This window comes from Pseudonocardia thermophila (assembly GCF_900142365.1).
GTDB classification, from domain to species: Bacteria; Actinomycetota; Actinomycetes; order Mycobacteriales; family Pseudonocardiaceae; genus Pseudonocardia; species Pseudonocardia thermophila.
Genome location: NZ_FRAP01000029.1, coordinates 19,388 through 41,882, shown reverse-complemented (window position 1 = coordinate 41,882; position 22,495 = coordinate 19,388). Strand labels below are relative to the sequence as shown.

At 72.3% G+C, this 22,495-nt stretch carries 17 protein-coding genes; 11 read left to right on the top strand and 6 right to left on the bottom strand.

Annotated features, from left to right (window positions below):
• Positions 1-63 precede the first annotated feature (63 nt).
• The 5 genes from BUE41_RS27940 (at position 64) to BUE41_RS27920 (ending at position 6,078) form a co-directional block, all read left to right on the top strand.
• The gene (locus BUE41_RS27940) at positions 64-564 is read left to right on the top strand and encodes an FxsA family protein (RefSeq protein WP_073460339.1); all 501 of its coding nucleotides are present in this window, start codon (positions 64-66) and stop codon (positions 562-564) included.
• A 323-nt stretch (positions 565-887) separates the two neighbouring features.
• The gene (locus BUE41_RS27935) at positions 888-2,081 is read left to right on the top strand and encodes an ATP-binding protein (RefSeq protein WP_073460338.1); all 1,194 of its coding nucleotides are present in this window, start codon (positions 888-890) and stop codon (positions 2,079-2,081) included.
• 373 nt (positions 2,082-2,454) lie between these two features.
• Positions 2,455-2,772 carry a GroES family chaperonin gene (locus BUE41_RS27930; protein WP_073460337.1) on the top strand — a complete coding sequence of 106 codons (318 nt, stop codon included), beginning with the start codon at positions 2,455-2,457 and terminating at the stop codon, positions 2,770-2,772.
• A 53-nt stretch (positions 2,773-2,825) separates the two neighbouring features.
• Positions 2,826-5,576, top strand: a complete 2,751-nt coding sequence (locus tag BUE41_RS31550) for a VanW family protein (protein WP_200804144.1) — start codon at positions 2,826-2,828, stop codon at positions 5,574-5,576.
• Between the two features lie 76 nt (positions 5,577-5,652).
• The gene (locus BUE41_RS27920; protein WP_073460336.1) at positions 5,653-6,078 is read left to right on the top strand and encodes a CBS domain-containing protein; all 426 of its coding nucleotides are present in this window, start codon (positions 5,653-5,655) and stop codon (positions 6,076-6,078) included.
• 64 nt (positions 6,079-6,142) lie between these two features.
• On the opposite strand, the gene BUE41_RS27915 is transcribed toward BUE41_RS27920, so the two are convergent.
• Entirely contained in the window at positions 6,143-7,975 is a 1,833-nt protein-coding gene (locus tag BUE41_RS27915) for an acyl-CoA dehydrogenase (RefSeq protein ID WP_073460335.1), read from the bottom strand.
• Positions 7,976-8,160: 185 nt separating this feature from the next.
• Between BUE41_RS27915 and BUE41_RS27910 the strand changes: the two genes are divergently transcribed.
• The 3 genes from BUE41_RS27910 to BUE41_RS27900 all read left to right on the top strand — a co-directional run bounded on the left by BUE41_RS27910 (position 8,161) and on the right by BUE41_RS27900 (position 12,562).
• Positions 8,161-9,120, top strand: coding sequence for a peptidoglycan recognition protein family protein (locus BUE41_RS27910; RefSeq protein WP_073460334.1), 960 nt, complete (start codon positions 8,161-8,163; stop codon positions 9,118-9,120).
• A 57-nt stretch (positions 9,121-9,177) separates the two neighbouring features.
• The gene (locus BUE41_RS27905) at positions 9,178-9,954 is read left to right on the top strand and encodes an isocitrate lyase/PEP mutase family protein (protein WP_073460333.1); all 777 of its coding nucleotides are present in this window, start codon (positions 9,178-9,180) and stop codon (positions 9,952-9,954) included.
• Between the two features lie 79 nt (positions 9,955-10,033).
• Entirely contained in the window at positions 10,034-12,562 is a 2,529-nt protein-coding gene (locus BUE41_RS27900; protein WP_234997630.1) for a helix-turn-helix transcriptional regulator, read from the top strand.
• Positions 12,563-12,606: 44 nt separating this feature from the next.
• Here BUE41_RS27900 and BUE41_RS27895 read toward each other — a convergent pair whose 3' ends face one another.
• From BUE41_RS27895 to BUE41_RS27875, 5 genes are all read right to left on the bottom strand, one after another.
• A complete protein-coding gene (locus tag BUE41_RS27895; RefSeq protein WP_073460332.1) occupies positions 12,607-14,103 on the bottom strand; it encodes a dynamin family protein in 1,497 nt (498 codons plus the stop codon).
• A complete protein-coding gene (locus BUE41_RS27890) occupies positions 14,100-15,935 on the bottom strand; it encodes a dynamin family protein (protein ID WP_073460331.1) in 1,836 nt (611 codons plus the stop codon). The genes BUE41_RS27895 and BUE41_RS27890 overlap by 4 nt, the downstream gene beginning before the upstream one ends.
• 144 nt (positions 15,936-16,079) lie before the next feature.
• Entirely contained in the window at positions 16,080-16,877 is a 798-nt protein-coding gene (locus BUE41_RS27885) for an IniB N-terminal domain-containing protein (RefSeq protein ID WP_073460330.1), read from the bottom strand.
• A gap of 354 nt (positions 16,878-17,231) precedes the next feature.
• Complete coding sequence (locus tag BUE41_RS27880; protein WP_073460329.1) at positions 17,232-17,864, bottom strand: IniB N-terminal domain-containing protein; 633 nt, start codon at positions 17,862-17,864, stop codon at positions 17,232-17,234.
• 103 nt (positions 17,865-17,967) lie between these two features.
• Positions 17,968-18,768, bottom strand: a complete 801-nt coding sequence (locus BUE41_RS27875; RefSeq protein WP_073460328.1) for an IniB N-terminal domain-containing protein — start codon at positions 18,766-18,768, stop codon at positions 17,968-17,970.
• A gap of 273 nt (positions 18,769-19,041) precedes the next feature.
• Here BUE41_RS27875 and BUE41_RS32565 point away from each other — a divergent pair, with 273 nt between their 5' ends.
• The 3 genes from BUE41_RS32565 (at position 19,042) to BUE41_RS27860 (ending at position 22,487) form a co-directional block, all read left to right on the top strand.
• On the top strand, positions 19,042-20,997 hold the full coding sequence (locus BUE41_RS32565) for an Hsp70 family protein (protein ID WP_073460327.1): 1,956 nt from the start codon (positions 19,042-19,044) through the stop codon (positions 20,995-20,997).
• A 160-nt stretch (positions 20,998-21,157) separates the two neighbouring features.
• Entirely contained in the window at positions 21,158-21,577 is a 420-nt protein-coding gene (locus tag BUE41_RS27865; protein ID WP_073460326.1) for a sensor domain-containing protein, read from the top strand.
• A gap of 76 nt (positions 21,578-21,653) precedes the next feature.
• Entirely contained in the window at positions 21,654-22,487 is an 834-nt protein-coding gene (locus tag BUE41_RS27860; RefSeq protein WP_073460325.1) for a hypothetical protein, read from the top strand.
• Positions 22,488-22,495: the final 8 nt, after the last annotated feature.

Below are 22,495 nucleotides of genomic sequence, written 5' to 3'. Positions count from 1 at the left end.
GCCCGAGATGGAACCGTGACGCACGGACGGGGACGATCCCGGTTTCCCGCTCGTTGTACTGACATGCCGTTCGTCCTGCTCTACCTCGTCGTCGAGATCCTCGCGCTCGTCGCGGTGGGCTCGGTGATCGGCGTCGGCTGGACGCTGGTGCTGCTGCTCGCCGCTGCCGTGCTCGGGGTGTGGCTGGCCCGCCGGGAGGGGGTGCGCGCCCTCCAGGCGATCGGGGAGGCCGTCGCCAACCGCCGCATGCCCGCGGCCGAACTCACCGACGGCCTGCTCGTGGCCGTGGGCGGGTTGCTGTTCCTCATCCCCGGCCTGGTCACCGACCTCGCCGGGCTGCTGCTGGTGCTGCCGCCCACCCGGTCCTTCATCCGCCGCCGCGTCCTGCGCGCCGCGGAGCAGCGGACGGGGCTGCGGACGGTGCACATCCACGGCGGCGAGATCGTCGAGGGCGAGGTGGTGGACGACGGCCGTGGCTCCGGCCCTGGCACGGGCCGTGCCGTCGAGGGACCCGGTCGTGCGACCGACGACGGGCTGGCGCCGCCCGACGCTCGGGCTTCCTAACCCCGTCTAGCCCGACGGCGAGAGAGCGGCATACGCCCCGATCGATCCCCACGAACACACGCCGTTCGTTGCTGTTCCGGTCTCTAGCGCGCACCACAGAGAGGCGGATACGGGCCGCGCAACCGCGATCCCATCCGGCTGTCTCGGTCCGTCTAGCGCCGCACCGAGACAGCCGGATACGCGCCGATCGAGCTGCGATCACACTCCATAGCGGTCTCTAGCCCCAGCCCGAGACCGCCCGATGCAGCCCGATCCGCGACACGCCATGGCGTTCGATAGCCGCTTCTACGGTTTGATCAAGAACCGCGGATACGGTCGGATGCGTGGATCCCGTGCGCAACCCGTTCGCCCCCGGTGCAGGTCAGCGGCCGCCCGAGCTCGCCGGGCGGGACAAGGAGCTCGACGCGTTCGACATCGTGCTCGAACGCGTCGCACGGGGCCGCCCCGAACGCAGCCTCGTCCTCACCGGGCTGCGCGGGGTCGGCAAGACGGTGCTGCTCGGCGAGATGCGGTCGATGGCGCAGCAGGTCGGGTGGGGCACCGGCAAGATCGAGGCCCGCCCCGACGCGGACCTGCGCCGGCCCATGTCCGCCGCGCTGCACCGCGCCATCCGCGATCTCGCCGTCCGCCACCCCAACCCCGACCGCGTCGCCGAGGTCCTCGGCGTGCTCAAGGCGTTCGCCCTGCGCTCCGCCCCCTCCGACGCGAAGCTGCGCGACCGCTGGCAGCCCGGCATCGACGTGCCCGTCCGCACCGGCCGCGCCGACTCCGGCGACATCGAGATCGACCTCGTCGAGCTGTTCACCGAGGTCGCATCCCTCGCTGCGGACCTCGAAGCGGGTGTCGCCGTCTTCATCGACGAGATGCAGGACCTGCGCCCCGACGACGTCTCCGCCCTGTGCGCCGCCTGCCACGAACTGTCCCAGTCGCGCGCACCGCTCGTGGTCGTCGGCGCCGGCCTGCCGCACCTGCCGGCCGTGCTCTCCGCCTCCAAGTCCTACTCGGAGCGGCTGTTCACGTACGCGCGCATCGGCCAGCTCGACCGCGCCGACGCCGACTTCGCCCTCCTCGCCCCCGCCGAACGCGAAGGCGCCACCTTCTCCCCGGAGGCCCTGGATGCGCTCTTCGAGGCCTCCAGCGGCTACCCCTACTTCGTGCAGGCGTACGGCAAAGCCGCGTGGGACGCCGCCCCGCGCAGCCCCATCGACGTCCTCGACGTCAAGGTCGCCGCCCCCGAGGCCGAGGCCGAGCTCGCCGTCGGCTTCTTCGGCTCCCGCTACGAGCGCGCGACCCCCGCCGAACGCGAGTACCTGCGCGCCATGGCCGAGCTGGCCGAGGGCCGCGACGAGCCGGTCACCACCGCGAGCATCGCCGAGCACCTCTCCCGGCGCGCGTCCTCGCTCTCCCCGGCCCGCGACAGCCTCCTGAAGAAGGGACTCGTCTTCTCGGCCCAGCGCGGTCAGATCGCGTTCACCGTGCCGCACTTCGGGCGTTACCTCCTCAACCAACCTGGTTAACCCGAACGGGTGATTCCTGGCTGGATCGTGACGGGGTGTAACGCCGACGGGTGGTCCGGCGAATGCAAGGACAGCCCCGCGGTGCTGTCGGACCCCCGACCTGGCAGCCCCGCGGGGTTCTCTGTTCGATCGCCGTCGCTCTGCTCGGCGGGTCCGCGGCGCCGCGGGAAGTCGCACCTGACGGCGGGCAGCTGGGGTCCACCCGTGCCGCTCAGGGTGCGCAGCTGCAGGCCCCGTACGCAGCAGTCGTCGGCCTACGTCGTCGCTCACAGGCGGAGCCGGTCGCGTCGCGCGGTCGGGGAGTGTCGGCCCCGTCACGTCGTGGGGGCGGGCGGGTCCGTACACGTCGGGCAATGGCCGTAGCATCTTTCAGGTGCAGGACCCGAAACTCCAGATCCAGATGCTTCACGACCGGGTCATGGTGAAAGCCGACGGGACCGGGGAGCGGCGCAGCAGCGCGGGCATCGTCATCCCGGCGACGGCCGAGGTGAGCAAGAAGCTGGTATGGGGTGAGGTGTTCGGCGTCGGCAGCCACGTGCGCACGGTCAAGGTCGGTGACCGCGTCCTGTTCGCCCGTGACGACCAGTACGAGGTCGACGTCCAGGGGACCACGTACCTGGTGCTCCGCGAGCGGGAGCTGCACGCCGTCGCGTCCGAGCGCGCCGAGCACGGCACCGGCCTGTACCTGTGAACGTCGGCGACCGTTGTGGGGCACGGTCGCGAAGCTGAGGGGAACCAGACGTCATGCCCGAGCGGCAGGCATCGACCGCTGACCCGGCCACGGGGGAACGGAACACGCCGGGTTCCGACGCGCCGACCGTCGCGACCCCTCAAGGCGAACCGTCGGCGCCGGCCGATCCCTCGGCAAAGAGCCCCGCCGCGCCTGACGGGCCTGCACCCCGACCGGCCGCCACCGACGGCTCCGGCACCGCGACCGCCGCCGATCCGCAGCCGACCGCCCCGACGCCCGCTACCGCCGCGCAACCCGCCGCGGCCGCAGGCGCCCCCGCCCCCGAGCAGGACACCGTGCCCACGGCCAAGCCCGGGGCCCCCGCGGAGCAGAGCGCCGCCGAGCCCGCTGCCGACGACGAGGCCGGCGCGAAGACCGGCGAGGAGCCCGCCGCGATCGACGAGGCGACCGTCGCACAGCCCATCCCCGCGACCATCGACAGAGCCATCGACGAGGGCACGGACGAGGCCACCGACGAAGGCACGGACAAGGGCACGGACAAGGCCACGACCGAGGCCGCAGCGGCGACCTCGGCGACGGACACGGCGAAGCAGGCCGAGTCTCCGGCGGACGAGGCGACCGCGGAGGTCGTCGCACCGATCCCGACGGCCCCGACGGCACCGGCCCCGACGGCACCGGCCCCGGCGAAGCCTGCCGGGGAGCCCCCGGCCAAGTCCGTTGACCAGCCCGCAGCGACGACGACCGCGCAGCCGGCAGCTACCCAGCCGACCACCCAGCCGACCGACAGGCCCGCCACGCCGCCGAACGGAAAGCGCCCGGCCCCGCCCGCGGGCGACGAGCAGACCGTCGTGCTCGCCCGGCCCACCAGCGCGTGGTTCGAACCGTGGGCCGACGAGCCGACGCAGGCGCTCCCGGTGAATCCCGCGGCGAAGACCACCGGCGCGGTCGACGAGGACCCCACCCGGCCGAGCAAGCTGCCCCCGCTCGCCCAGCCGCCGATCTCGAACGCCGAGGCGAACCTCGACCCGGTCACCGAACGGCTACCGCTGCCGCCGCGCGGCGAGGAGCCCCCTGCCGACGAGCCGCCCACCGTGAGCACCGCCGACGGTGGCGCCACCGATCGGCCGCCGCGCCGCCGCGGCCGGAAGCTGCTGCTCGGGATCGGCGCGCTCGTGGTGCTCGCCGGCCTCGTCTACGGCGGTGACCTGCTGCTCAGCCAGGGCACGATCCCGCGCGGTGTGACCGTCGCGGGCGTGCCGATCGGCGGGATGGAACCCACTGCCGCGGAGCAGCGCCTGCGCGCCGAGCTCGAACCGCGCGCCACCGCGCCTGTACCGGTCCAGGCCGGCGAGGCCGCCAGCACGATCGACCCGGTGGCTGCGGGTCTGCGGATCAACTGGCCGGCGACGATCGCGGCGGCGGGTGAACAGCCGCTGAACCCGATCACCCGGATCACGTCGCTGTTCACCAGCCGCCCCGTGGACGTGGTCTCCGACGTCGACGAGGCGGCCCTGGACGCGGCGCTGACCGAACTGTCACCGATCGTCAACCGCCCGGCCGCCGAGGGCACCGTGCGGTTCGAGGGCACGCGGCCGATCGCGGTCGATCCGGAGCCCGGTCAGGAGCTCGACGTGGCCGCGGCCGCGCAGACGCTCCGCCGCGAGTGGGTCAACGGCGCGACCGTCGTCCTCCCGCTGACTACGCTCCCGCCGCTGACCACCGCCGAGGGCGTCGCGAAGGCGATCGAGACGGTCGCGGAGCCGGCGATCGCGTCGCCGTTCACCCTGACCGGTGAGGCGGGCACGGCCATCACGCTGACCCCGCAGCAGATCGCGTCCGTGCTGACCTTCAAGCCGGGCGAGAACGGCGACCTGATCGGCGAGGTCAACCCGACCATGCTCGAGCAGGTCGCGGGCGAGGCCTTCGCGCCGTCGGAGCGGCCCGGCCGCGACGCCTCGATCGACGTCTCCTCGGGCACCCCGGTGATCGTGCCCTCCCAGGACGGGCGCGGCGTCGACTGGGAGGCCACCGCGGTCGCGATGGGCCCGCCCCTGATCAGCGCCGACCAGCGCAGGATCGAGGCGGTGTACGCGGACAAGCCCGCGGACCTGACCACGGAGGAGATCAAGGAGCTCGGCATCACGAGCCTGGTCAGCGAGTTCACCACCGGTGGGTTCGCGACCGACTCCGGCCGCAACATCAAGCGGGCCGCCGAGCAGATCAACGGCACGGTCGTGCGGCCGGGCGAGACGTTCAGCCTGAACGCCAAGACGAACCCGCGCGACGCCTCCAACGGCTACGTCGAGGCCGGCATCATCGAGGACGGTCACCCGTCCCGCGGTGTCGGCGGCGGGGTCTCCCAGGTCGCCACGACGCTCTACAACGCGGCCTACTTCGCCGGGCTCACGCTGCTGGAGCACAAGGAGCACAGCTACTACATCAGCCGCTACCCGGCCGGGCGCGAGGCGACGGTGTTCGGCAACGTCATCGACCTCAAGTTCCGCAACGACACGCCGACCGCGATCATGATCCAGACGGCGTGGACGCCCACGTCGATCACGGTGCGGATGTTCGGCACGAAGTACTACGAGGTCACGTCCATCACCGGGCCGCGCACCGCGCCGACCGCACCGAAGACCGTGACGATCCCCGCCGGCCAGCCGTGCTCGCCGAGCAAGGGGGCGCCCGGCTTCACGGTGACCGACACCCGCGTCCTGAAGAACATCAGGACCGGGGAGGTGCGCACGGAGCCGACGCGCACCGTGCGCTACAACCCCTCCCCGATCGTGGAGTGCGGAGGCTGATTCACCACTTTCGCGATCTGCGTCACAGTTCGTACCCTCGATAGTTCACCAGCGTCGACGAGATCGGGGATCGCGCATGCGGATCGCAGACGTGTTGAAGCGAAAGGGCACCGACGTCGCGACGGTGTCGCCGAGCACGACGGTCAGCGACCTGTTGGCCGTCCTCGCCGAGCACAACATCGGTGCGGTTCCGGTCGTCGACGGGGAGACGGTCGTCGGGATCGTGTCCGAGCGCGACATCGTGCGCCGTCTCCACAGCGACGGACCGGGGCTGCTGGACACCGCCACCTCGGCGATCATGAGTACCTCGGTCACCACGTGCGCACCCGGCGACTCGGTGGCCGATCTGGCGCGCATCATGACCGAGAAGCGGTTCCGGCACATGCCGGTCGTGGTCGACGGCGAACTCGTCGGGATCGTCAGCATCGGCGACCTGGTGAAGGCCCGCATCGACCTGCTGGAGAACGAGGCCCAGCAGCTGGCGAGCTACATCGCCGGCTGACCGGACAACACGGGCCCGGCACCCGCCGGGGTGCCGGGCCCGCTGGTCCCAACCGGGGATCCGCTCAGAACGCAGCTTCGGGGATCTCCATGAGGCTGTTGTCCGCGTTCTCGACGATCGTGCGCTGCGGGGTGAGCAGCGGCAGCTGGGTCTTGGCGAAGAACCGCGCCACCGCGATCTTCCCCTCGTAGAAGGCCTTGTCCTTCTCCGAGGCGTCACCGCCGAGCGCGGCGAGCGCGACCTCGGCCTGGCGCAGCAGCAGCCAGCCCACGAGCAGGTCGCCGACGGCCATCAGCAACCGGACGGTGTGCTGGCCGACCTTGTAGATGCTCTTCGGGTCCTCGGCCGCAGCCATGAGGTAGCCGGTGAGCGCGCCGACCATGCCCTGCACGTCCGCCAGCGCGGTGGCGAGCAGCTCCCGCTCCTCCTTGAGCCGGCCGTTGCCCGACTCGGCCTTGATGAACTCCTGGATCTGCCCGGCCACGTACATCAGCGCCTGGCCCTTGTCCCGCACGATCTTGCGGAAGAAGAAGTCGAGCGACTGGATCGCCGTGGTGCCCTCGTACAGCGAGTCGATCTTGGCGTCGCGGATGTACTGCTCGATGGGGTAGTCCTGCAGGAAGCCGGATCCGCCGAGGGTCTGCAGCGACTGCACGAGCTGCTCGGTGGCCCGCTCCGAGCCCACGCCCTTCACGATCGGCAGCAGCAGGTCGTTGACGCGCTCGGCGAGCGACGCGTCGCCGCCGCTCTGCTGCGCCACCTGGACCTCGTCCTGGAAGGTGGCGGTGTAGAGGTAGACCGCGCGCAGGCCCTCCGCGTACGCCTTCTGCAGCATCAGCGAGCGGCGCACGTCGGGGTGGTGGGTGATCGTGACGCGCGGCGCGCTCTTGTCGGTCATCTGCGTCATGTCGGGGCCCTGCACGCGCTCCTTGGCGTACTCCAGCGCGTTCAGGTAGCCGGTCGACAGCGTGCCGATGGCCTTGGTGCCGACCATCATCCGGGCGTACTCGATGACCTGGAACATCTGCGCGATGCCGTCGTGCACCTCGCCGAGCAGCCAGCCGACGGCCGGCTTGCCGTGCTGACCGAACGTCAGCTCGCACGTGGTGGAGGCCTTGAGCCCCATCTTGTGCTCGACGTTGGTGACGAAGACGCCGTTGCGCTCGCCCAGTTCGCCGGTCTGCGGGTCGAAGTGGAACTTCGGCACGAGGAACAGCGACAGGCCCTTGGTGCCCGGGCCTGCGCCCTCGGGGCGGGCCAGCACCAGGTGCATGATGTTCTCGGTCAGGTCCTGCTCGGCCGAGGTGATGAACCGCTTCACGCCCTCGATGTGCCAGCTGCCGTCCTCCTGTTCGACGGCCTTCGTTCGCCCCGCACCCACGTCGGAGCCGGCGTCGGGCTCGGTGAGCACCATCGTGGCGCCCCAGCCGCGCTCGATCATGATCTCCGCCCAGCGCTTCTGCTGCTCGGTGCCGTTGCGGTGGATGACGGAGGCGAAGTTCGGCCCGGCCATGTACATGAAGACGGCGGGGTTGGAGCCGAGGATCAGCTCGGCGGCGGCCCACTGCACGGACGGCGGGATCCCGTAGCCGCCCAGCTCCTCGGGCAGGCTCAGTCGCCACCACTCGCCGTCGACGAGCGCCCGGTACGACTTCTTCAGCGACTCGGGCAGGGTCACCGAGAACGTGGCGGGGTCGTAGACGGGCGGGTTGCGGTCGGCGTCGGCGAACGACTCCGCCAGCGGGCCGACCGCGAGGGCGTTGAGCTCCCGCAGCGTGTCACGGGCACCGTCGAGGTCCACGCCCTCGAACGGGGCCGACCCCAGCCGGTCCTGCACGCGGAAGACCTCGAAGAGGTTGAACTCGATGTCGCGCAGGTTGCTCTTGAAGTGGCCCATGGCCCTCAGCTCCCTCAGCACAGCGTTGCTACTCGCCAGTAACCGCAATCGTATTACTGGCTGGTAACCCACGACAAGCGCACTCGGAATCACTCCTTCGTGCCGCACTGTTGTGCTATCCCCTCCCCGTGACGCATGGTGCACGTGAGCACGATGGGGTTCTTGGGACCGATGGGAGCTGCGGGATGACCGATGGCGGGGTCCCGCGGCGGAGCGTCCTCACCGGCGGTCTCGTGCTCGCCGGCGGTGCGGTGCTGCTCGGCGCGGGCACCGCACAGGCCGCCGAGGAACCGTCCATCCTCCCCTGCGACGAGTGGGGCGCGCGGCCGCCGAGCAGGCCCGTGACGATCTGGGACCAGCGCCCGGTCAAGATCCTCGTCCACCACACGGCGACCCCGAACGTCGCCGACTTCAGCCGCGAGGCGGCGATCGCCCTCGCCGTGGCCATCCAGAAGTTCCACATGGACCACCGCGGCTGGATCGACACCGGGCAGCACTTCACGATCAGCCGCGGCGGGGTGCTCCTCGAGGGCCGCCACCGCAGCCTGGAGATCCTGCGCGCCGGCCGCCAGCAGGTCGAGGGCGCGCACTGCACCGGGCAGAACGTGGTCTCGATCGGCATCGAGAACGAGGGCACCTACATCGACGTCGACCCGCCCAAGGCACTGTGGGAGAAGCTGCGCGAGACCTGCGCCTACATCTGCACGCAGTACGGCATCCCGCCGAGCGAGCTGTACGGGCACCGCGACTTCAAGGACACCGCCTGCCCCGGCGACAACCTCTACGGCGCGCTCCCCCGCCTGCGCACGGAGGTCGCACAGCTGCTCGGCAGGCGGATCGACGCCGCGGAGGCCGCACCGCCCCGCTGGCCACTGCTGCGCATCGGCGACGTCGGGCCGGCTGTCCGCGCCGCGCAGGAGCTGCTGCACGTGCCCGTGACCGGTGGGTACGACGTGCGCACCGCCGAGGCCGTGCGCCTGTTCCAGATCGCGCACGGCACCGAGGAGGTCAACGGCATCCTCGGCGGCGAGACCTGGCCCCTGCTCGTCGGGCAGGCCGAGAACGGTTCGGCAGTGCTCGCCAAGGCCGGCATCACCCCGCCACCCCCATCAGCGACGGACCCGCAGCCGGTCGCCGGGCAGTGACGCAGGGCACCGGCACATCGATGGGCTGCGACCTCGCCCCGCGGCACGCTCACGACCATGACGAACCTCGCCGCCGAGGCAGCCGAGCTGCTGCGCCTGCACACCGATCCCGAACTGCTGACGGTGGTGAACGTGTGGGACGTGATCACCGCCAAGGTCGTGGCGGCTGTTCCCGGCACGAAGGCGCTGGCCACGGCCAGCCACAGCATCGCCGCGAGCCACGGCTACCCCGACGGGGAGGCGATCCCCCGCGACCTGATGCTCGAGACGATCGGGCGCATCGCCCGCGCCGTCGACCTACCCGTCTCCGCCGATCTCGAAGCCGGCTACGGCGACCCCGGCGACACGGTGGCCCGCGCGATCGACCTCGGTGTCGTGGGCGCGAACCTCGAGGACCGGATGGCGCCGGTCACCGAGGCGGCCCGAGCGGTCGAGGCCGCCGTCGCCGCCGGGGAGCGGGCCGGGATCCCCTTCGTGCTGAACGCGCGCACCGACGCCTACCTGAGGGGCCGGGACCGCGACCCGGAGGAGCTGCTCGCCGACGTGATCGAGCGGGGCCGGGCCTACCTCGGCGCGGGCGCCGCGTGCTTCTTCGTCCCGGGGCGGCTCGATGAGCGGACGGTGGCGCGGCTCGTCGAGGCGCTCGGCGAACGGAAGATCAGCATCATGGGGGTGCCCGGATCGATCTCCCTCTCGACCGCGCAGGAGCTGGGTGTCGCGCGCGTCTCCTACGGGCCGTTCACGCAGAGCGTCGCGCTCGCCGCGCTGCACGACCTGGCCGAGGACGTGTACGCGGGCGGGGGACTGCCGCCGGACCTCCGGCTGTTCACCTGACGGTAGCCGGATCAGCACTCCGCGACGACATCGGTAGCCTGGCACCACCCAACATCCGCGGCCTGGGGGAACACGTTCCGTGAGTGCACGCACGTCGGCGGCAGACGGGCCCGCGGCCACCGCCGGTGCCGCCGGGGTGGCGGGTTCGCCGCCGGCCATGCGCGTCCTGCGCGACGTCGTCGCCGCTCCGGAGACGGTGCGCAGGCTCGACGTGGTCGGACCGGGCGGACACGGCAAGACCGTGCTGCTCGACGCGCTGGCCACCGCGTTCCGCACCGCGGGGATCACGGTGCGCACCGATCTGCCGGCCGGCCCGCTCGGGGCAGGCGAGGCACTGCTCGTCGACGACGCCCACCTGCTCGGGCCCGGTGAGCTGCGCCACCTGGCGCAGCTCACCGGCGGCTGGCTGGTGGTCGCGCACCGGCCGTGGCCGCGGTCGCCGGAGCTCACCGCGCTGGGCGCCGTACTGGCCGCCCGGCGCACCCCCGTGGTGCTCGGACCGCTCGACGCCACCGGCGTCGCCGTCCGGGCCGAGCGGCTGCTGGGCCGTCGGCTCGACGACCGCCACGTCGCCGCCGTCCTGGACCGGACCGGCGGTGTGCCGCTGCTGGTGGACCGGCTGCTGACCGCGAGCGACGGCGAGGCCGGGCTGATCGCCCAGCTCGGCTACCTGCTCGCCGCGCAACCGGCCGGCGTCGTCGACCTGCTGCTGCACCTCGCCGCGGGCGCGCCCTTGGACGCCGAGCTGCTCGGCCCGCTCCTCGGCCTGACCCGCACCGCCGAGCTCGACGAACACGTGGAGGCCGCGATCGCGGCCGGGCTGCTCCGCGCGGACGGGCGGCCGATTCCGCTCGTCTGCGCCGCGGTGCTGGCCCGCACCCCGCCCGCGTCGCGGACCGCCGCCCGCCGGGCGCTGGCCGAGCGCGAGCTGGACCGCGGCGGCAACGTCGTCGCGGTCGCCCGTGGTTTGGCCGGCACCGGCGCCACCGGGCCCCGCATGGCCGAGCTGTTCACCACCGCCGGGGACGAGCTGCTGCGCTCCGGGGCACCCGACGCCGAAGCGATGTTCGCCGCGGCCGTCGCGGCCGGTGCCCCGCCGCTGTCCGTGGCCGCCCGCCGGGCGCACGCGGCGCTCGTCCGCGGAGACGTCGACACGGCGCTCGCCGAGGCCGATCGCGTCCTGTCCGCGGGCGAGGAGGTGCCGCGGGCGGACACGGCGCTCGCGGGCACCGTCGCCGCAGCCGCGCTGGCCCGGCGCGGACTGCTCGGCCGCAGCGCCGAGCTCTACCGCTACGTCGACTCGGTGACCGGACGGCCGTCCGCGCTCGCCGTTCCGGTCCTGATCGGCACCGGCAGCCCGGTGGAGCCGCAGCCGCACGCGACCGGTGTGCCGACGCTGCTCGCCGGCGCGGAGGACCTCGTGGCCGACGGCATCCGGGAGTCGGTCGCCGGCTCCCCGACGGCGGCGCTGTCGCTGCTCACCCGAGCAGCGGCGATGATCGAGTCCGACGTGCGGGCCGTGCTGCTGCCCGATCACCCGGCCGCACTCGCGGCGATCGTCGCGGTGCACTGCGGCGAGCTGGAGGTGGCCCGGTCCGTGCTGGAACGCGCGCTGCGCTCGCGGACGGGCGGACGCGGCGCAGCCCCCCGGCACCGGTTGCTGCTGGGCTGGATCGCGCTCGCCCGGGGAACGGTCGCGGCGGCACGGGCAGCGCTGACCGGCGTCGGCCGCGACCTGGAGCCGCGCGACGAGTTCCTCGCCGCCGCGCTCGAGGTGGCGATCGCGCGCCGGACCGGGGACCTGGCCGCGCTGATGCCGGCGTGGGGCCGCGCCCGGGAGGCGGTCGTGCGCCATCCCGTCGATCTCTACATGCTCCACGAGCTGGGCGAGCTGGCGATCGCGGCGACCCGGCTGCGGGAGCCCAGCTGGGTGGCGCCGCACCTCGCCGAGGCCGACGCGCTGCTGGCCCGGCTCGGTGATCCACCGCTGTGGGCGGCGCCCCTGCACTGGGGCCGGCTGCAGGCCGCCATCCTCGCCGAGGACCGCGAGGAAGCCGCTCGACACGCCGCCGCGCTGGAGCGCGCGGCGGGCGGGAGCCGCTACGCCGCCGCCATGGCCACCGCTGCGCCGCACTGGGTGCGGATGCTCGATGCCGACGTGGACCCGGCCGCGGTCGAGGCCGCAGCGCGCGGACTGCACGCCGTGGGGATGTCGTGGGAGGGCGGGAAGCTGGCCGGTCAGGCCGCGATCCGCACTCGCGACCGCAAGGCGATGACGGCGCTGCTGCAGACGGCGCGTGCCCTGCAGGCGACCGGCAGCGGCCCGGACATCGCGGCGGACGCACAGACCCCGCCGTCGGGGATGCCGGCGGTGCCCGCGCAGGCCCCGCAGCCCGCACCCGCCGAGGAGTCCGGCCCGCTCAGCGAGCGGGAGCGCGAGGTCGCTGCCCTGTTGGTCGAGGGGAAGACCTACAAGGAGATCGGCGAGCAGCTGTTCATCTCCGCCAAGACCGTCGAGCACCACGTCGCCCGCATGCGGCAGCGGCTGGGGGCCACGAGCCGCGGGGAGCTGTTCGCCCAGCTGCGCCAGATCGTGCAGCAGCAGTAGAACGCTGTGCAGCTGCTGCAGAGCTCGGCCGAGCGCTGCGGAGCTCAGTGGGGCAGCTGCGCGAGCACCCCTTCACAGCTGCGCACCACCAGCCGTGCGACGTCCGAGATCGCCCGGCTGGACATCGGGCTCTCCGCGCGTCGCGCCCACCGGGTGGCCGCATCCAGGGCCGCGGCCCGCAGTTCCTGCGGATCGGCGGAGGGGTCCAGCCCGAGCCGGGCCGCCGGGGAGCCGCCCTCACCGCCCAGCAGCCGCTCCGCCTCCGCGATGACCTCCGGCGGCAGCGCGATGGCGCCGGACCGCAGCGTGGACAGCAGGCGCAGCTCGGCGAACTCGTGGGCACCGGACAGGATGCGCTCCACCTCGGCGGCCAGCGGTGCGGCGGACGGTCGCGGTTCCCTGGTCAGCACCAGATCGATCGCGAGCAGCGCCGAGCGGGCCTTGAGCAGGTCGCGGCGCTCGGTGAACTGGGTGGCCAGGACGGAGCGCAGATCGTCGAGGCCGCTGCGCTTGACCAGCTCTGCGGACACCGCCGTAGGGTCCGTGATGCCCTGCCGGATGAGTGTCGTGGCCAGCCGCACCCCGAACAGCCCGAACCGCTCGATCAGCCGGCCACGGGTCTCCGCGTCGGGCAGACCCGCATCGAGCTCCATCGTGGAGAACCGGTCGACCGACAGCAGCATCGAGTCGACCTCCTTGCGGGGCAGGCCGGCGAGCGCGGTCAGCGCCGCGAACTCGTGCTGGCGCATCGTGCGGCCGGTCTCGGCGAGCAGCCCGGCCACCGCGACGACGGTCTGGCACAGCGCCCGGATCTTCGGGTCGGCCCGGTAGCGCTGGGCGATGCGCCGCGCCGAGTTGAGCGCGTCCAGCCGGCCGACGCCGATCTCGTCGGCCCGGGACAGCACCGCGATCGTGTTGATCGGGGTGGCGCGGGCGACGCCCTGGTCGTAGAAGGACTCGAGGAAGTCGACGTCCGTCGCGTGCAGGTGGCGCATCAGGTAGATGACGGCGTCGGCCTGCGTCGGCGAGTCCTCCGGCGCGAGGAAGGCCCCGGCCCGCGCCGAGGTGTCCTTCGACAGCGACGCGATTCCGGGCGTGTCGATGAGCGTGTGCGCGCGCAGGCTCTGCGACGGCCACTGCACCTCGAGCCGCTCGATCTGCTCGACCGGGGTGCCGAGCAGGTCGAACGACAGCCCGCCCCCGGCCCGGCTGATCGTGAGCTGCTTCGGAACGCCGCTGCGGGGGAACATCGTGACCTTGGGAACCGGCGCGTCGACGTACCACGTGACGACACGGGTGCACTCGCCCGCGTCGGTCGGGGCGATCGATTCGCCGACGAGCGCGTTCAGCAGGGTCGACTTGCCGGCCTTCACCTTACCGGCGATCGCGACGCGCAGCGGCTCGTCGAAGCGGGCCAGATGGTGCTGCAGCCAACCGACGGCCGCGGGGCTGTCGCGGTAGACGTCGATGGCGCGCCGGAGGAGGATCCGTACCTCGGCGCCGAGGGACGGTGCGCCGCCGGGCTGGACGGGACGGGTCATCGGGCGACGACCGGGGTCGGCTGCTGGGCCGGCAGGTCCGCGACGAGCGCTCTGGCCCGGCGGGCGAGCGCTTCGACCCGTTCCAGCTCGGCCTTCAGGTCGCGGATGCGCTTGTCCCGCTCACCGGTGGTGGTCTTGAGCGCGTTCTGCGCCGCGAGCACCGACGCGCTGATCGAGGTCGCCAGCTCCTCGGCGAGCGCGTTGAAGTGGTCGCGCAGCTGCCGCTGGGTGCGCCGCAGCATGTCGCGGGAGTCCTTGCCGACCTGGAAGACGACCTCGTCGATGTGCTTGCGCACGGCGGTCTTGGCCTCCGCGCGACGGCGTTCGAGCAGGCGCTTCTTCTCGTCCTTCACCGTCTTGGCGCCGAACAGCAGGCCCGCTGCCGCGGAGAACGGGTTCAGCAGGCCGAGCCCGGCGATCGTCGTGGCCAAACCGATCATCAGGAGACCACCGTAACCGCCGCGCATACCGGTCAGGATCGCCCCGCCCAGCTTCAGCTTCTCCACCTCCGGCTGGGTGAGCGGATCGACCTTGCGGGCCATGCCCTCGTCCTGGAACTGCAGGTCGGGCAGCACCACGTCGGCGCTCTCGGCGAAGTGCTCGGCGACGCGGGCGGCCAGCCACCGGGCCCGCTCGTGGGCCCAGACGAAGTTGGCCGAGGCCGCGGTCGCCACCTGCTGGTGGAACCACTGGGCGAACTGGTCCCACACGTCGGCGGGATCGGCGTCGTCGATGAGCTGCTCGGCCTCCCGCCCGATCGCGCGCAGCCGGTCGCGCAGGTCGTACTCGATGTCGGACTGCAGGTCGGCCACGCCGTCGTTGAGGGTGATCTGCCAGCGGGAGGTGTTGCGCTTGAGCTCCTCGGCGCGCGCCTTGGCCTTGTTCAACTCGGCCATCAGCGCCTCGACCCGCTCCGGGTTCTCCTGCACCGACAGCTCGGACTGCATCTGCGCGGCGAGCTGGTCGGTCACCATCAGCACGTCCTGGCTGGCCGAGCGGCGGGCGAGCACGTCAGCCGCGCCCACGACCTGGCGCACCAGGTAGTCGATGAGGTCCCGGAACCCGGACTCGGCCATCAGCTCGTCGTCCTTGGTCTGCGCGGCGTGCAGGCGCAGACTCGACGAGACGGGGAAGATCGGCGCCCGGACCCCGGCCCGCTCGAGGTGGCCGCGGTCGAGATCGAGGATGCGCCGCCAGTGCGGGTAGAGATCGGTCTTGGTGAGCACGCAGGCCACGTTCGGGCACAGCTTCATCGCGGCGTCGAGGAACTCGAGCTCGGGCCGCGTGTACTCCTGAGCGGCGTCGGAGACGAGCAGCACCGCGTCGGCGCTGGGCAGCGCGGACATGGTGGCCGCGCCGTGCGCCGAACCGAGGCCGCCGACTCCGGGGGTGTCGACGAGCACCAGGCCGCCGGCGAGCAGCTTGCGCGGGATCGCGATGTCGGCGTAGGACAGCCCGGCCCGGTTGCCGGGGTTGCCCGCCTCCGAGACGTACTGGGCGAGCTTGCCCAGCGGGATCTCGGTGCGCTGCGGCGGGGCGTCGGGATCGTCGCCCTCCCGCACCAGCGCGACGGACGTGGTCTCGGCGTAGCGCACCGCCGTCGGCACGGCCGTGGCCACGTCGTCGTCGACCGGGCAGACGGGCGCGTTGACCAGCGCGTTGATCAGCTGGCTCTTGCCCTGCTTGAACTCGCCGACCACCAGCACTCGCACCGAGGGATCGGCCAGCCGCCGCCGGGTCTGCTCCAGCCGGACGGAGAGGTCGGGACGTTCGTAGGCCTTCGTCGCCTTCAGCGCGAGATCGACCAGCTCGACCGCTGCCGGTACCGCCACGACGGACTTCCCTCCCTCAGTCAACGACGCACGCCGTCCCGCACACAACGACACCGGCCCCGCCACACCCCCGGGCGGGACCCGGTGGGTGGCAGGGCCGGCGGTCGCATCACCCGGAGGCTACTCCGGGGTCGGCGGTGCGGATCAGTCGATGTTGAACGAGTCCTCGATGGTGGTCTCGTTGTGCGTGTTGGTGCTGTCGTCGGTGATGACGGTCGAGCTGTAGTCGACGTCGTTGTCCGAGGTGTAGGCGCTGCTCGTGTTGTTCGAGTCCTCGACCGTGGTGTTGGTGGTCGTGTTGAACGAGTCGTTGATCGACTCATCGTCGTTGTCGGCGGTCGCGTTGCCCGTGCCGGAGTAAGCCCCACCCGGGCCCACCGACACCGAGCCACCCACCGTGCTCACATCCCCCGAACCGAAGCTCGTGGCGTTGTCATCCCCGGTCACAGCCTGGTTGCCGTCACCGACGACGTTCCCACTGCCCTGAACATTGCCGTCACCGATCTGGTTGTTGTCGCCCGTGACGACCGTCGAGTCCTCGATGTCCTCACCGGCCACCACCGCACCGTCACCGGAGTTCGACACGAAGTCGATGTCCTGCTCGAACCGGCCACCCCGGTTGTCGATCTCCTGGTTGACGATGTTCGTGATGTCCCGATCGTCGATGTAGTTGTTCGTGATGTAGGTGTTCAGGTACCGAACCGCAGCCTCGTGGTCCGACTCGCCCGGATGCGGCTTCGGGTGCGGCGCCGGCGGAACATGGATGTGGTTGCCGTGCGAGTCCCGCACATCCGCCAGATCGATCGCGTCCTTCACATCCTCCACCGTGAAGTTCCCGCACGACGCCAGGAAACCCTCCGGATCCTCCCGGAACGCAGCCCGCTGAGCCGGGTCCCGCAGCAAGCTCAGAATCAGTTCGATCAGCGTCGTCGACGTGGTCATCTCGGGTCACTCCCTGCTCGGGTTCAAGACAGCTGCCGGACCATCAACTCCGGCCTCGACCAAAAACGTAGAGCCCACACAGCCACGAACCATCGGGGAACACCCACAGTCCTGGTCCGCCGCGTACGGGGATCGCCGAGGGAAATGTAGGGGGAGGCCGGGGGTGAGGCCCACCCCCCGATCGGGCAACGGCGGGCCGTCCAGGCCGGACGGTGCAGGTTTCGCCCGGTCGAGGGACACCGTCGAAGAGGTGGCGGCGCGGAGCGACGCAGAAACTGCGCAGACACGAACGGCGCAGACACAGGTCAGCCCCGCGCGGGAGGCGGGGCTGACGACGTATTCGCGGAATGCGGATCAGGCGTGCGGGCCGAGATCGTCGGCCGGGGTGAACCCGTTCGGCTCGGCTTCGGTGTCGGGCGCGGTGTCGAGCTCGGTGTGGGGCTCGGCGTCGAACTCGTCGAACGGCTCGTCGAACACCGGATCGGCGACCGGCGCGTCCGGGTCGGCGAGCACCGGGTCGAACTCGTCGGCGCCCGGCAGGCCCGGGCCGACGCCGTGACCGAACCCGTCGTCGTACGGGGACCCGGCGGAGTAGCCGGAGAAGTCGTCGACCTCGTCCGCCAGGGGATCGAACTCGCCGCGCCCGGCCGGGGGCAGGTCGAGGTCGTCGATGTCGTCCGCGACGTCGACGGTGAGCGGCGCCGGCTCGGTGGGTAGTCCCGCGTAGTCGGCGAACCAGCGCACGACCGCGTCCGGGCCTGCGGCCGGATCGAGGTCCGGCCCGGGTTCGGTGACGTGGTCGGGTCGGTACTCGACCGTGCGGGTGTCCTCGACGAGCATCAGCGCGTCCCGCACGTCCTCGGGGGCGAGACCGTCCAGGCCGTGGTCGGCGAGGACGCCGTGCGGATCGGCGGCGAAGTCCGCACGCAGGTCGTCGTCACCCGCGAGGCGCTGCACGAACTCCAGCAGCGAGAGTGGCTCGGCCATGGCGGTCTCCGGGGATCATGGGGCGCCGACGCCCCGCCGCGCCTGCGGCGGGGCGGTCGAGAGCACCCGGTGAGGATCGACGTCGTCGCAGGAGAGATCGAGGTCAGGCGTCGAAGTTGTACGAGTCCTCGATGGTGGTCTCGGTGTGCGTGTTGGTGCTGCTGTCGGTGTACGAGGTCGACGAGTAGTTGACGTCGTCGTCGGTCGACACGGAGGTGGAGGAGTTGAACGAGTCCTCGACCGTGGTGTTGGTGGTCGTGTTGAACGAGTCGTTGATCGACTCATCGTCGTTGTCGGCGGTCGCGTTGCCCGTGCCGGAGTAAGCCCCACCCGGGCCCACCGACACCGAGCCACCCACCGTGCTCACATCCCCCGAACCGAAGCTCGTGGCGTTGTCATCCCCGGTCACAGCCTGGTTGCCGTCACCGACGACGTTCCCACTGCCCTGAACATTGCCGTCACCGATCTGGTTGTTGTCGCCCGTGACGACCGTCGAGTCCTCGATGTCCTCACCGGCCACCACCGCACCGTCACCGGAGTTCGACACGAAGTCGATGTCCTGCTCGAACCGGCCACCCCGGTTGTCGATCTCCTGGTTGACGATGTTCGTGATGTCCCGATCGTCGATGTAGTTGTTCGTGATGTAGGTGTTCAGGTACCGAACCGCAGCCTCGTGGTCCGACTCGCCCGGATGCGGCTTCGGGTGCGGCGCCGGCGGAACATGGATGTGGTTGCCGTGCGAGTCCCGCACATCCGCCAGATCGATCGCGTCCTTCACATCCTCCACCGTGAAGTTCCCGCACGACGCCAGGAAACCCTCCGGATCCTCCCGGAACGCAGCCCGCTGAGCCGGGTCCCGCAGCAAGCTCAGAATCAGTTCGATCAGCGTCGTCGACGTGGTCATCTCGGGTCACTCCCTGCTCGGGTTCAAGACAGCTGCCGGACCATCAACTCCGGCCTCGACCAAAAACGTAGAGCCCACACAGCCACGAACCATCGGGGAACACCCACCAACCCGTAGGGAGCCGTTGGGGGATCCGCGGGTGGCGATAGGGGATCGGGGGTGGGTCGGGCCCGGACCACGGGCGCGGAGCGTCGCGGCCGGGCGCCATACTGCCTGTGAGGGTGGTCCGTGCGCTGGGCGCCGTGGGGGAGCACGCACGCGAAGGGATGGCGGATGAGTTACCGGCTCGGGATCGACGTGGGCACCACGTACACCGCGGCCGCGGTGTGCCGGTCCACGGGTCAGGGCTGGTCCGAGCCCGAGACCGTCACCCTCGGCACGCGCGGCGCCACCGTTCCGTCGGTCCTGTTCATCGCGGCCGACGGCACCGTCGTGGTCGGGGAGGCCGCCGAGCGGCGCGCCGTGACCGACCCGGACCGGGTGGTCCGCCAGTTCAAGCGCCGCATCGGGGACCCGACGCCGATCTTCGCCGGCGGCCGGGCCTGGGCGCCCGAGGAACTCTCGGCCCGGCTGGTCCGCTGGGTCGTCGACCGGGTGGCCGAGCGGGAGGGCGGCCCCGCCGACGCCATCGCGATCACCCATCCCGCCTCCTGGGGCCCGCACAAGAAGGAGCTGTTCGCCAAGGCGCTGGGGGCGCAGGGCCTCACCGTGACGTTCCTGGCGGAGCCGCAGGCTGCCGCGCTGTCGTACGCCGCGTCGGAGCGGGTGGCCACCGGGTCGACCATCGCCGTGTACGACCTCGGCGGCGGCACGTTCGACGCGGCCGTCGTGCGCAAGGCCGACGACGCCGGCCCGTCCGGGTTCGGGCTGCTCGGCCGGCCGGAGGGGCTGGAGCGGCTCGGCGGCATCGACTTCGACCAGGTCGTGTTCGACCACGTCCGGGAGGGGTTGCCGGAGGCGTTCGCCGAGCTGGACGAGGACGATCCGGCTGTGCTGTCGGCGGTCGCGCAGATCCGCCGGGAATGCACGGAGGCGAAGGAGGCGCTCTCCAGCGACACCGAGGTCTCGATCCCGGTGCTGCTGCCCGGTTCACGAGGCTCGGTGCGGCTGCACCGCAGCGAGTTCGAGGCCATGATCCGCCCGCAGATCGAGGACACGGTGGCGGCGCTGCGCCGCGCGATCCAGTCTGCGGGTCTGTCCCCGGAGCAGCTCACCGCGGTCCTGCTGGTCGGTGGTTCGTCGCGGATCCCGCTGGTCGGGCAGCTGGTGTCGGAGCAGCTCGGCCGGCCCGTCGCCGTCGACGCGGACCCCAAGAACGCCATCCCGAAGGGCGCGGCGCTCGCGATCACCCCGCGACCGGCCGCGTCGCCCGCGCCGGGGACCGGCGGGCAGCGCCCGGGTGGCGCGGCGGGGCTCGGGGCCGGGGCCGCCGCGGGTGCGATCGCCGGGGCCGCCGGGGCCGCCGCGGCCGCTGCTCCCGGTGGTGTCCGGCCTGCCGGAGCCGCTGCGCCGGCGCCGCCGCCGCGACCGGCCGGCCCGGGTGTGCCGCAGAACCAGCCGCCGACGGCAGCGCCGCTCGGCCCGCCGCCGCAGGCCTGGCAGCCGCCGCCCACCCCGCCGCGCCGGGACGTGCCCCCCGCACCGCCGCAGCGACCCGTGCACGAGCCGGCCAACGCGCTGTACTCCGGCGGCGCCGAGCCCGTGCGGCCGCAGCGGCGGCCCGAACCGGAACCCGACTGGGACGACGCGGACTACGACTACGGCCAGCGCTACGGCGGCCTCGACTACGACGACTACGACGGCCGCCGCAGCGACCGGCCGACCGGGCTGCTGCTCGGCGTCGGCGGGGTGCTGGCCGCGGCCGCGATCATCGCCGGGGTGCTGATCTGGGGGATGAACCGCACCTCGAACGCGAGCCCGGAGACCACGGCAGGGGATTCGGGTGCGGCGACGACCACCGCGGAGCAGCAGCCCACCGAGCAGCCGACGCGCACCCCGGGCCGGACGACCGCGCCGCAGACCCAGGCGCCGCCGCCCCCGGTGACGAGCCGGCCGAGCTCGCCGACGACGAACCAGCCGCCACCGACCACCGCGCCGCAGACGGAGAGCCCACCGAACTCCGGGGCGAACAACTCCGAACCGCCCCAGGGCAGCAGCGCGGGCGGGAGCTCGGAGGCTGAGTCGGGTTCGTCGGGTGGTGGTGCGTCGAGTGAGGCAGCGTCGGGGTAGTGGAGCGTCGGGTCGGCGTCCGGCCCGGTGACCCGGCCCGCCGGTGGGGCCGAGGCGCCGGTCGTGCGCGGAGCCTGAACAGGAGGCATACGTTCCGCATCGGATCGGCCACGATGGGCCACCGAGATGTGACGATCATGGATCCTGCACCGATGAGTCGGTGACAGAACGCGGGGAGCTGTTCGTCGGGGGAGGCTGGCACGCGATGTTGCGCATGGGAGCGCTCGTCCTGGGCATGGAGGTGGCCGCGGTCGCGTTCGCGCTGCTCGGTTTCGGGTGGCTGGCGCTGCTGATCGGGCTGCCGTTGATCGTCGCCACGCTGCTGATCGTGGTGGTGGCGGCGTGGTGGGAACGGCGGCGGGCAGCGCAGCAGGCCCGCGAGGAGCAGGAGCGGGAGGAAGCGGCGGCGCGGGCCCGCGCCCTCGACCCGGAGGGCACGGTGTACCTCACCCCCGGGCTCATGAGCGGCTTCTTCGAGCTGCCGTCCGCAGCCCTGCCGGCGCGGCCGCAGGAGCCCGCCGCCTCGCAGATCCCGACGCAGGCGACGGCGGAACCGGCCCCGGACCGCGTCCACCACTGACCCGCGCACGCATCGTTATCGGCGCGAAAGGCGGGTCGGTCCACCATCGCGAGCGCGCGGCAGGCATGCTGACGGGGTGCTGATCGGGATCCTGTTCGCCGTGCTGGCGATGGTCCTGAACAGTGCTGGCGCGCTGGCGGCCGGAGAGGCCGCCCGGCGGGTCACGAAGTCCAGGCCGCTCGTCGTGCAGCCGTTCTACCTCGGCGGGCTGCTCATCGACCTGTCCTCCTGGCTGTGTGCGGCCACGGCGCTGCGCGTGCTGCCCGTCTTCGCGGTGCAGGCAGTGGTCGGCGGCTCGATCGCCATCACCGCCGTGCTCAACGCCCGCCGCGTCGGGGCGCGGCTGGACACGGCGACCCGGCTCGGCGTGGCCGCGTGCCTCATCGGGCTCGTCCTCGTGGCGGGCAGCGCGGGCGAGAAGCACGCGGGGGCGTCGTCCCAGTTCGTCGACATGGTCCTGATCGGGCTGGTGCTGCTGCTCGGCGTGCTCGTGCTCGTGCTGCGCCAGTTCCGGCACGCCTGGCCGCTGGCGATCATGGCCGGGGTCGGGTTCGGCGGCTCCTCCCTGGCCATCCGGGCCGCGCACATCGAGATCAGCCCGGAGTTCTTCTCGCCGTCGGCCCTGCTCGCGCAGCCCGCGCTCTACCTCGTCGCCGGCTTCTGGCTGGTCGGCATCATCGCCTACTCGACAGCCGTCAACCGCGGCGACATCGGCACGATCACCGCCGTCTTCATCGTCACCAACGTCGTGGTGCCGGGGTTCATCGGCATCGTGCTGCTCGGCGACGCGGTGCGGCCCGGCTTCGGCTGGGCGTTCGTCGTCGGCCTCGCCGTCGCGATCACCGGCGTGGTCACCGTCGCCCGCCGCCCCCAGCCGCACCCCCGCGCGCAGCACGGCCGCGTCCGCTGAACCCGGGT